This window comes from Streptomyces sp. KR55 (assembly GCF_052245645.1).
Lineage (GTDB): Bacteria > Actinomycetota > Actinomycetes > Streptomycetales > Streptomycetaceae > Streptomyces > Streptomyces flavusporus.
On sequence record NZ_JBQQCE010000369.1, the window covers coordinates 1 to 9,930 of the forward strand.

The 9,930-nt window shown below is 72.4% G+C and carries 8 protein-coding genes; 6 read left to right on the plus strand and 2 right to left on the minus strand.

All coding sequences use genetic code 11. From position 1 onward, the window contains the following. A partial coding sequence (locus tag ACTWQJ_RS37790; protein ID WP_443310959.1) for an aconitase family protein occupies positions 1-956 on the minus strand: 956 nt, incomplete at its 3' end. Positions 957-1,097: 141 nt separating this feature from the next. On the opposite strand from ACTWQJ_RS37790, the gene ACTWQJ_RS37795 reads away from it, so the two are divergent. The 3 genes from ACTWQJ_RS37795 to ACTWQJ_RS37805 are packed head-to-tail and all read left to right on the plus strand — an operon-like array spanning position 1,098 to position 3,761. Next, positions 1,098-1,568 carry an Hsp20/alpha crystallin family protein gene (locus ACTWQJ_RS37795; RefSeq protein ID WP_443310960.1) on the plus strand — a complete coding sequence of 157 codons (471 nt, stop codon included), beginning with the start codon at positions 1,098-1,100 and terminating at the stop codon, positions 1,566-1,568. A gap of 40 nt (positions 1,569-1,608) precedes the next feature. After that, entirely contained in the window at positions 1,609-2,289 is a 681-nt protein-coding gene (locus ACTWQJ_RS37800) for a phosphoribosyltransferase (protein ID WP_443310961.1), read from the plus strand. A gap of 59 nt (positions 2,290-2,348) precedes the next feature. Then, positions 2,349-3,761 (plus strand): RtcB family protein, encoded by a 1,413-nt coding sequence (locus ACTWQJ_RS37805; RefSeq protein ID WP_443310962.1) that lies wholly within the window; start codon positions 2,349-2,351, stop codon positions 3,759-3,761. A gap of 12 nt (positions 3,762-3,773) precedes the next feature. Here the strand turns inward: ACTWQJ_RS37805 and ACTWQJ_RS37810 are convergent, their stop codons facing one another. Next, entirely contained in the window at positions 3,774-4,220 is a 447-nt protein-coding gene (locus tag ACTWQJ_RS37810) for an archease (protein WP_443310963.1), read from the minus strand. A 243-nt stretch (positions 4,221-4,463) separates the two neighbouring features. Here ACTWQJ_RS37810 and ACTWQJ_RS37815 point away from each other — a divergent pair, with 243 nt between their 5' ends. The 3 genes from ACTWQJ_RS37815 to ACTWQJ_RS37825 form a co-directional block, all read left to right on the plus strand. Next, a complete protein-coding gene (locus tag ACTWQJ_RS37815) occupies positions 4,464-6,074 on the plus strand; it encodes a flavin monoamine oxidase family protein (protein WP_443310964.1) in 1,611 nt (536 codons plus the stop codon). Continuing rightward, positions 6,071-6,712 (plus strand): Rid family hydrolase, encoded by a 642-nt coding sequence (locus tag ACTWQJ_RS37820; protein WP_443310965.1) that lies wholly within the window; start codon positions 6,071-6,073, stop codon positions 6,710-6,712. Before ACTWQJ_RS37815 ends, ACTWQJ_RS37820 begins: the two co-directional genes overlap by 4 nt. 109 nt (positions 6,713-6,821) lie before the next feature. After that, positions 6,822-9,930: amidohydrolase family protein (locus ACTWQJ_RS37825; protein ID WP_443310966.1), on the plus strand; the 3,109-nt coding region annotated here is incomplete at its 3' end.

The following is a 9,930-nucleotide window of genomic DNA, read 5'->3' on the forward strand; positions in this document are numbered from 1 at the left end:
CGGACCATGGCCGCCGCGACGGCGAAGTCGCGCAGGCCCGGGTTGGCCGAGGAGCCGATCACGGCCTGGCCGATCGGCTCGCCCGCCGCCTCGCGCACGGGCACGACGTTGCCGGGGGAGGTGGGCTTGGCGATCAGTGGCTGGAGGGCGGACAGATCGAGCTCCTCCTCCAGGTCGTAGCGGGCCCCGGGCTCGGCGGTGATCTCGGTGAAGTGGTCCTCGCGGCCCTCGGTGCGCAGGAAGGACCGCACGGCGTCGTCGGCCGGGAAGACGCTGGTCGTGGCGCCGAGCTCGGCCCCCATGTTGGCGATGACGTGCCGGTCCATCGCGGTCAGCCGCGCCAGGCCCGGTCCGTGGTACTCGAGAATCCGGCCCACCCCGCCCTTGACGCCGTGGCGGCGCAGCAGCTCCAGGATCACGTCCTTGGCGCTGACCCAGTCGGGCAGGGCACCGGTCAGCCGGATGCCCCAGACCTCGGGCATACGCAGGTACAACGGTCGCCCGGCCATGGCCAGCGCGACTTCCAGGCCGCCGACGCCGATGGCCAGCATGCCCAGCGAACCGGCCGCGCAGGTGTGCGAGTCGGAGCCGGCCAGGCTCCTGCCGGGCACGCCGAAGCGCTGCATGTGGGTGGGGTGCGAGACGCCGTTGCCCGGTTTGGAGTACCAGATGCCGTAGCGTCGGCAGCCCGAGCGCAGGAAGACATGATCCTCGGCGTTGCGCTCGTCCGCCTGGAGCAGGTTGTGGTCGACGTACTGGACGCTGACCTCGGTGCGCACGCGGTCCAGGCCGAGCGCCTCCAGCTCCTGGACGACCAGTGTTCCGGTGGCGTCCTGCGTGAGGGTCTGATCGACCCGCAGGCCGATCTCCTCACCCGGCACCATGCGCCCTTCCAGCAGATGCTCCTCGATGAGGCGGTGCGCCACCGTCCCGCCGGAACGCTGCTGCGCTGCCATACCTCACCACCTCCCTGCGCAGGCCGGGTGCCCGTTGCGGGCGGACTTGCACATGCCGGTCCGACACCGGCCGGGCAGGGACGTGTGGACGCTCGGGCGGCGGATACCCGTACCAGGGCAGGTGGAGAACGGAGGTGCGTCGTGAATCTTCCAGTGCACCGTACCGGCGGCTCTCCGGAAGCATGGCGCCGGCGGGGTCTGTTCGACTGGGATCCGCTGTCCGAGTTCGAGAACCTGTGGCGCGACATGGGCCGCCTCTTCGAACAGCGGACGGCCCCCGCGTGGGTCGGCGGCCCCTGGGTGCCGCTGGTCGAGGAGGACGAGACCGAGGACGCCTACGAGGTGCGGGCCGAGCTGCCCGGCATTCCGCGGGAGAACATTTCCGTCGACGTCGGCGATCACGAGCTGCGGATCTCCGGCGAAATGAAGGACGAGGACCAGGGCCGCGTCCTCTCCCGCCGCAGCGGCCGGTTCTTCTACCGCACCAGCCTGCCGAGCGACGTCGACGCCGACAAGATCGAGGCCGAGCTGAACGACGGTGTCCTGCGCATCCGCCTGCCCAAGTCGGGTGAAGCCAAGCGCCGCCGCATCTCCATCGGGGGCAAGGGCTGAAGGAAGAGGCTGAGGACCGAGAAGAAAGGCAGGGCAGCGCATGCAGTTCCGTGACCGTAGGCAGGCCGGGCGGGACCTGGCCGAGCGGCTGCGCATCCTGCGGGAGGAGGGGGCTCTCCCGCGCCCCGTCGTCCTCGCCCTGCCCCGCGGCGGTGCCGTGGTCGCCCGCGAGGTCGCGCAGGTACTGGAGGCGCCGCTGGACGTGCTGGTCGTCCGCAAGATCGGGGCGCCGTTCCAGGAGGAGCTGGGTGTCGGGGCGATCGCCGGGGACGACCCTCCGCTGTTCGACGAACGCACCCTCGACAGCCTGGGCCTGAGCGAAACCGACGTCGCCGGGATCGTGGAACGGGAGCGGCAGGAAGTGCAGCGGCGCGAGCAGCGCTACCGGCGCGGCCGTCCAGCCTCGGATCTGCGGGGCCGCACCGTGATCGTCGTCGACGACGGACTGGCCACCGGGGCGACCGCCCGCGCCGCGCTGCGCCGGGTACGCCGCGAGGCGCCCGGGCGGGTGGTGCTGGCGGTGCCGGTGGGCTCCCCGGAGGCGGTCGAGCTGCTGCAGGGCGAGGCCGACGACGTGGTCTGCCTGCACCGGCCCGAGTCGTTCATGGCCGTGGGCCTCTGGTACGAGAACTTCGACCAGCTGACCGACGACGACGTACTCCAGGCGCTGTACGGCCCACGGGCTGTGCCCGCGCCGCCGGCCACGGGCAGTGCGGGGTGAAGCGAGTGCACGCGAGCTGTTACTCACGGGTTTGACTCTCGCGTCAGGGAGACCGAGCGATGGAACTGGTCGAGGAGCGCCCCTACCGCTTCCGCATCGACCCGCGTGCGGGGATGCGGGTGCCCGGCGTGGTGTTCGCCTCCCGTGACCTGCTGAGCGATGCCGAGCAGTCGCTGGAGCAGGTGGCCAACGTGGCGACGCTGCCGGGCATCGTCGGTGCCTCGTACGCCATGCCGGACATCCACTGGGGCTACGGCTTCCCCATCGGTGGGGTCGCGGCGACCGCCGTGGACACGGGCGGCGTGGTCTCGCCCGGCGGGGTCGGCTTCGACATCTCCTGCGGGGTACGGCTGCTGGCGGCCGACTGCGACCGGCAGGGGCTGCGGGGGATGCTGCCCGCGATCATGGATGGCCTGGGCCGGCGGATTCCGCGGGGTGCGGGCCCGGGAGGGGTGTGGCGGCTGAGCGGGCAGGAGGAGCTGGAGCGGATCCTGCGGGGCGGTTCCCGGTACGCCGTGGAGCAGGGCCACGGCGAGGAGCGCGACCTGACCCGCTGCGAGGACGGCGGGGCGGTCGCGGACGCCGATGTGACGCAGGTGAGCGAGCGGGCCAGGGAGCGGGGCCTGGTGCAGGTCGGCAGCCTTGGCTCCGCCAACCACTTCCTGGAGGTCCAGGAGGTCGCCGAGGTGTACGACGAACCGGTCGCCACCGCCTTCGGGCTCGCTCGCGGCCAGGTGTGCGTGATGATCCACTGCGGTTCGCGCGGCCTCGGGCACCAGATCTGTACCGACCACGTCCGGTTGATGGACCGTGCGATGAACCGGTACGGCATCACCGTCCCCGACCGCCAACTGGCCTGCACACCGGTCGACTCGCCCGAGGGACAGGCGTATCTGGGCGCGATGGCCGCGGCCGCCAACTACGGCCGGGCGAACCGCCAGTTGCTGTCCGATGCGGCACGCGGGGTCTTCCGCCGCGTCGCAGGTGTGCGGCTGTCCCTGGTGTACGACGTGTCCCACAACCTGGCCAAGATCGAAACGCACACGGTGGACGGGACACCGCGCCTGCTGTGCGTGCACCGCAAGGGCGCCACCCGCGCCTTCCCGCCCGGCCACCCCGAACTGCCCGAGGACCTGCGGGACTTCGGTCAGCCGGTGCTGATCCCCGGCACCATGGGCACGGCCTCCTACGTCCTCGCGGGTGTGCCGGTCGGCGACGCTTTCCACTCCGCCTGCCACGGCGCGGGCCGGACCCTGAGCCGTCACCGGGCCGCCCGCACGGTCACGGGCCGGGAACTGCGCGCCCGACTGGAACGTGCCGGTATCGCCGTACGCCCGAAGTCATGGCGGGGTCTGGCCGAAGAGACTCCCGAGGCCTACAAGGACGTGAGCGCGGTGGTGGCGGTGACCGAGGCCGCGGGACTGTCCCGCACGGTGGCCAGGCTGGTTCCGCTGGGTGTGGTCAAGGGGTGACCGTCCGGCGCGTCACACATCGACGGTGACCGCGCAGGACCAGCCGGACGGACCGGGCCCGATGTGCAGGTCCTCCCACGACACGCCCTTCGGCGCTGCACCGGTGATCTCGACCGCCTCGAGGTGGGCCACCGCCATCCGCACGTCGAGGCCGCCGTCCGACGCCTCGGCCGCCACGCCGACGGGAACCTCGCCGTACACCTCCAGCCGGAAGATGACCTCGTCCAGCAGCGTGGTCAGGAGGTCCTCGTCGCTTCCTTCGGTGAGCCGCAGCCGGGCCTCGCCGGTCGGCCGTGCACCGGAGACGTCGGCGAAGCCCTCCACCATGCCCAGGACGGCCTCTACCAGGCAGCGCTCCCGACTCGCTCCCCATGCCTCGATGCGCACGTCCGCCGTGTGCGGCACCGACCGGTGTCCGCTCCGTCCCTGCCCACGCGCCGCCGCTGCGTCCTCGGCCATACCCCCCGAGTGCCCGCTCGGCCGGATCGCACGCGTCACCACGCCGGTCCCCATGGCATGACCGGGCGCGCGCACCAGTCGCTCGCATGCTCATGCCACGGATACGTCATCGGTATGGCGCCGTAACACTCCTGACCGAGGCTCATCTGGCACCTCCGGTCTCATCGGCAACAACTCACCCCCCACGTGACCGGGTTGATCGGACGCCGCGGCCGCATCGCGGGCGCGGGTGAGGAGGAGTGGATGGCTGCGGAGAGATCCACGGCATCTCGGCGCGACTTCCTGCGTTCCGTCGGGATCGCGGGCGGCGCGGGAGTGCTCTATTCGGCGATGGGCGCGCTGGGCCTCGCGCCGGTGCCGGACGTACGGGCCGCGGAGTACCGGGCGCCGCGCAGGAGCGACTTCGCGCTCAGCGGGCGCAGTGCCAGGAAGGTCCTGGTGCTCGGCGGCGGCATCGCCGGCCTGGCCACCGCGTACGAACTCGGCAAGGCCGGCTACGACTGCCGGATCCTGGAGGCGAAGGACAGGCCCGGCGGCCGCAACTGGACCGTGCGCGGCGGCACGACCCTGACCGATCTGGACGGCCGGAAACAGACCGCGTCGTTCTCCAAGGGCCAGTACATGAACGCCGGGCCCGCCCGGCTGCCCCAGTCGCACGTCACGCTCGAGTACTGCCGTGAACTCGGCGTCCCCGTCGAGGTGTTCACCAACCAGAACGCCAACGCGTACATCTACCACGAGAACAGCGCCGCCCTCGCCGGACAGCCGATCCGCTGGCGCACCGCGAAGGCCGACGTCTACGGCTACGTCTCCGAACTGCTCGCCAAGGCCACCGACCAGGGCGCCCTGGACGCACAGCTCACCGCCGCCGACAAGGAGCGGCTGATCGCCTTCCTGCAGAACTTCGGCGCCATCAAGGGCAAGGCGGACGGCTACGCCTACACCGGCACCGACCGGCGCGGCTACTCCGTCGAGCCCGGCGCCGCCTTCGAGGAGGGCACGGTGCTCGGGCCGGTGCCCTCGCTGTCGGACGTCATCGCCAGCGGCGTCGGGCAGCGCTTCTCCTTCGAACTCGGCTACGACCAGGCCATGCTCATGTTCCAGCCGGTGGGCGGCATGGACGCCATCCCGTACGCCCTGGCCGAGGCGATCGGACGGGACCGGATCACGTACGGCGCCGAAGTGCTGGAGGTCAAGAACCTGGCCGACGGCGCCGACGTCACCTACAAGGACGCCCAGGGCCGCACACGCACCCGGCACGCCGACTTCGTCGTGGCCGCCGTACCGCCCATGGTCATGGCCCGCATCAAGCACAACCTCGGCACGGACGTCACCGCCGCACTGAAGTACCCCGTCTCGACACCCGTCGGCAAGATCGGCCTGGAGTACCGCAGCCGCTGGTGGGAGACGGACGAGCACATCTACGGCGGTATCACGCCCACCGACACGGACCTGGCCACCATCTGGTACCCGTCCTACGGCTACTTCGGCCGCCGCGGCACCCTCATCGGCTACTACAACTTCGGCGCCAACGCCCTCGCGTACAGCGCCCTGCCGCACGAGGAGCGGCTCGCGCGGGCGGTGAACCGCGGTGTGAAGATCCACGGCGAGAAGTACCGCACGGAACTCGCCAACTCCTTCAGCGTGGCCTGGCACCGCACCCCGCACATCGAGGGCGGCTGGGTCGGCTGGTCCTCGCAGAACGGCCCCGAGTACAAGCTCCTCAACCAGCCCGCCGGACACGTGTACTTCGCCGGCGACTGGCTCAGCCACGTGATCGCCTGGCAGCACGGCGCGTTCAGCTCGGCCCGCAAGGTCGTGACCGACATCCACGAGAGGGTGATGGCCGCATGAACCGGCGTACGAAGGCTGTCATCGGTACGGTCCTGACCGCCTCGCTCCTCACGGGCGGTACCGCGCTCGCCGACGCCCGGGGCTGGTGGCCCGGCCCGAAGGAGGTGCGCGTCCTGCTGCCCGGCGGCCAGTCCAACCCGGCCATCGCGAACGGCGTGGCGACGGGCGGGGAAGTGGCCCTGTACCAGAGCAGCGGCCTCGGGCCCACGGCGCTCAACCCCTCGGCGCCGGAGGGGACTCCGGAGCGCTACACCGACCCGTCCCTCACCGAGGGGGCCGAAGGCGTGACGATCACCGAGGCGCAGGCGCTGGTCGTGCTGCGCAACATCAGGACCAACCTGGAGGCCGCGGGGCTCACCCCGGCCGATGTCATCACGATGAAGTGCTACCTGATGAAGCCGCCCGGCGCCGAGACCGCCGACTACGCGGGCTGGAACCGCGCGTACCGGCAGTATTTCGCCAACATCGACCTGACTACCCATCAGGTCGTGCCGGTGCCCATGGGTACGTCCGCCCCGAAGCCGCCGCTCCTCGCCAACAAGGCCCGCCCGGCGCGGGCCACGATGGAGGTCGCCTCACTGGCCGTCAAGGGCTGGCTGGTGGAGGTCGAGGTCACCGCGGCGTACAAGAAGCGCTGAGGGGTGAAGATCGGCCGAGATACGTCGGGGCGGGGTCCGCAATCGGGCACCGCCCCGTACGTTGCCCCTCTCCTGTCCCGCACGCCAACTCCTGCTACTGGGAGCATCCTTGGACATCGAAGGCACCTCAGACGCCCCCCGTTCCGGTCCGCTCTCCCGCCGCAGATTCCTCCAGGCCGGCGCCACGGCCACCGCCCTCGCCGCCGTGAGCACGCCGGTCGCGGCCGCCGCCTCCGGTACGACCACCCTCTCCCTCACCGCCGCCACAGGCGGCTCCGCGACCCTCGCCCCGTCCGGTGACCGGTTGGTCGCCGAGGTCCAGAACGTGCTCTGGTCCGTCCCGCGGGACGGAGGCACCGCCGTCGCGCTCACTCCGCCCGGCCTCGAACCCACCCGCCCGCAGTTCTCGCCCGACGGCAGCCGTCTCGTCGTGTGCGCCTACCGCGGTGGCGGCTTCCACCTCTGGACGCTGCGGCCCGACGGCACCGGGCTGCGACGGCTCACCGACGGACCGTGGGACGACCGGGGTCCGGCCTGGTCGCCGGACGGCACCCGGATCGCGTTCGCTTCCGAGCGCGGGGGCGACACAGTTACCGGCTCCCCGTACCGCATCTGGGTCGTGGATGTGCGGACCGGAGCACTGACCCGTCTCACCGGGCGCCCCGGCCAGCAGGGGGCCGGGCAGGACGCCGCCTGGGAGGACTTCGACCCGACATGGTCGCCCGACGGTGAGCGGGTCCTGTTCGTACGTGCGGCCGTCACCGCGACGGGCACCCTCCGCGCGACCACCGTCGCGTCGGTGGCCGCCGACGGCTCGGGCCCGGTCGCCACCGAGCACATCGACGACTCCGGCGCCCAGCTCATGACCCCTGCCGTCTCGCCCGCCGGGCGCCTGGCCTTCCTGCGCACCACGGCCTCGCCCGCGGCCTCCTGCACCCTCGTGGTGGACGGGAAGCCGGTTGCCGTCGAGGGCGATGTCCTCCCCGCGCCGCCCCGCTGGGCGGACGGCGAGCGTCTGCTCCTCACGGTCGACGGCCAGTTCCACCTGGTCGACCCGGACGCACCCGGCGACGGCGAGGAGATCCCGTTCACGGCCACGCTGCCCGTGGACCGCCCCCGCTACCGCGGCAAGAACCACGACTTCGACGGCGCCGACGCCCGCCCCGTCCGCGCGCTCCACCTGCCCGCCCTGTCACCGGACGGCCGCAGCGTCGTCTTCGCCGCGCTCAACGCGCTGTGGACCGCCGACACCACGGGGGGCCGCGCACCGCGCAAGGTTCTTCAAGTCCCCGCCACCCGCTATGTGCTGGCGCCGACCTGGACACCCGACGGCACGGCGCTGGTGTACGCCGACGACCGCGACGGCCTGTTCGCCGTACGGCGCCGTGACCTCGGCTCCGGCGAGGAGACCGTGCTCGCCGGGGGCGGCCGCGTCTTCCCCGCCCTGTCGCCCGACGGGACGCGGCTGGCCTGCCTGGACATGTCCGGCAACCTGGTGGTGCGCGACCTGCCCGACGGCACCGAAGGGGTCCTCGCCGCACCGCTCGGCGCGGGCGGGCTGCCCGGCCGCCCCAGCTGGTCGCCCGACGGCCGCTACGTGGCCCTGTGCGACCGCAACCGCCTCAACCAGCGCTTCCGCGAGGGCTACAACCTCATCCGGGTCGTCGACACGACCACCGGAACGGCCGCCCTGCACGCCCTCGCCCCGCACACCTCGCTTTCCGACCGCTACGACTCCGGCCCCGTCTGGTCCCCGGACGGCCGCTGGATGGCCGTCGTCGCCGAGTCGGCGCTGTGGCTGCTGCCGGTCCGCGCCGACGGCACCCCCGACGGCGAACCCCGCCCGCTCACCACCGAACCCGCCGACCACCCGTCCTGGTCCGCCGACGCCCGCACCCTGCTCTACCTCTCCGCGGGCACCCTGCGCCTGATCGACATCACCACCGGCAAGACCCGAACCGTCCGCGTCCCGCTCGACTACCGCCGACCGCGGCCGGCCGACACGGTCGTGCACGCGGGCCGCTTCTGGGACGGCACCGGATCGGACGTCCGCGAGGACATCGATGTCGTGATCCACGACGGCCGTATCGCCGAGGTGTCCCCACACCGCACCGGCCGCCCGGCCGTACGCCACCTCGACGCGAGCGACCGCACCGTGATCCCGGGCCTGTGGGACGCGCACACGCATCCCTGGCAGACCACCTACGGCGGCCGCCAGACCACGCTCCAACTGGCGTACGGCATCACGACGGCCGTCTCGCTGGGCGGGTTCGCCTACGAGCAGGCCCGTATCCGGGAGGCGGTCGCAGCCGGTGCCCTCGCCGGGCCTCGGCTGCTGACCACCGGCGAACTGCTCGACGGGGCGCGGGTCGCCTACAGCATGGGCCGCGCCCACCGCACCCGCGAGGGCCTGCGCCGCTCGCTGGAGCGTGGGGCCGCGTTGGACTGGGACTTCGTAAAGACGTACGTAAGGGCCCCCGGCTGGGTGATGAAGGAGGCCGCCGACTTCGGGCACGCACGGCTCGGGGTGCGCAGCGGCAGCCATCTGTGCACTCCGGGCGTGCAGCTGGGCCAGGACCTGACGACCCATCTCCAGGCCACCCAACGCCTGGAGTCCGGGCACGCGACCTCCGCGACGGGGCGTTCCTACCAGGACGTCGAGGAGATCTACACCCGCGTCGGATTCCACCTCGTCGCCACCCCGTTCACGGCACTGCCCCTGCTCGGCGCCGACCCCGCGCTTGCGGACGACCCGCGTGTCACCGCGCTCATGCCGCCGTGGGACACGGCGCTCGTACGGCAGCAGGCCGGGCAGCCGCCCACCGACGCCCAACTGGCGACTCTGGACAGGGAGCTGAACGTCTACCGGCGGATCCTCGCGGGCGGCGGACTGGTCGCGCTCGGCACGGACCAGCCGCTCGTCCCGGTCGGACTGCACCTGCACCTGGCCCTGCGCGCACTGCACCGCGCCGGCCTGTCACCGGCCGAGGCGCTGCGCACCGCCACCCTGCTGCCCGCGCGGGTCTTCGACGCCGAGGCCGACCTGGGCACCCTGGAGGAGGGCAAGCTCGCCGACCTCACGGTCGTGGACGGCGACCCGTTCACCGACTTCGCCACCCTGATCCGCACGGTGGCGGTCCTGAGCGGCGGCGTCCTCGTCGACCAGGCGGACCTGGTCGACGCCTTCGGGGACGCGACCACGCGGGGTGACGACCCAC

Excerpts from the sequence above, each read along its gene's own strand:
- ACTWQJ_RS37805 (WP_443310962.1), top strand. The coding sequence starts at position 2,349 with ATGGAACTGGTCGAGGAGCGCCCCTACCGCTTCCGCATCGACCCGCGT.
- ACTWQJ_RS37800 (WP_443310961.1), top strand. The coding sequence starts at position 1,609 with ATGCAGTTCCGTGACCGTAGGCAGGCCGGGCGGGACCTGGCCGAGCGG.
- ACTWQJ_RS37810 (WP_443310963.1), bottom strand. The coding sequence starts at position 4,220 with ATGGCCGAGGACGCAGCGGCGGCGCGTGGGCAGGGACGGAGCGGACAC.
- ACTWQJ_RS37820 (WP_443310965.1), top strand. The coding sequence starts at position 6,071 with ATGAACCGGCGTACGAAGGCTGTCATCGGTACGGTCCTGACCGCCTCG.
- ACTWQJ_RS37815 (WP_443310964.1), top strand. The coding sequence starts at position 4,464 with ATGGCTGCGGAGAGATCCACGGCATCTCGGCGCGACTTCCTGCGTTCC.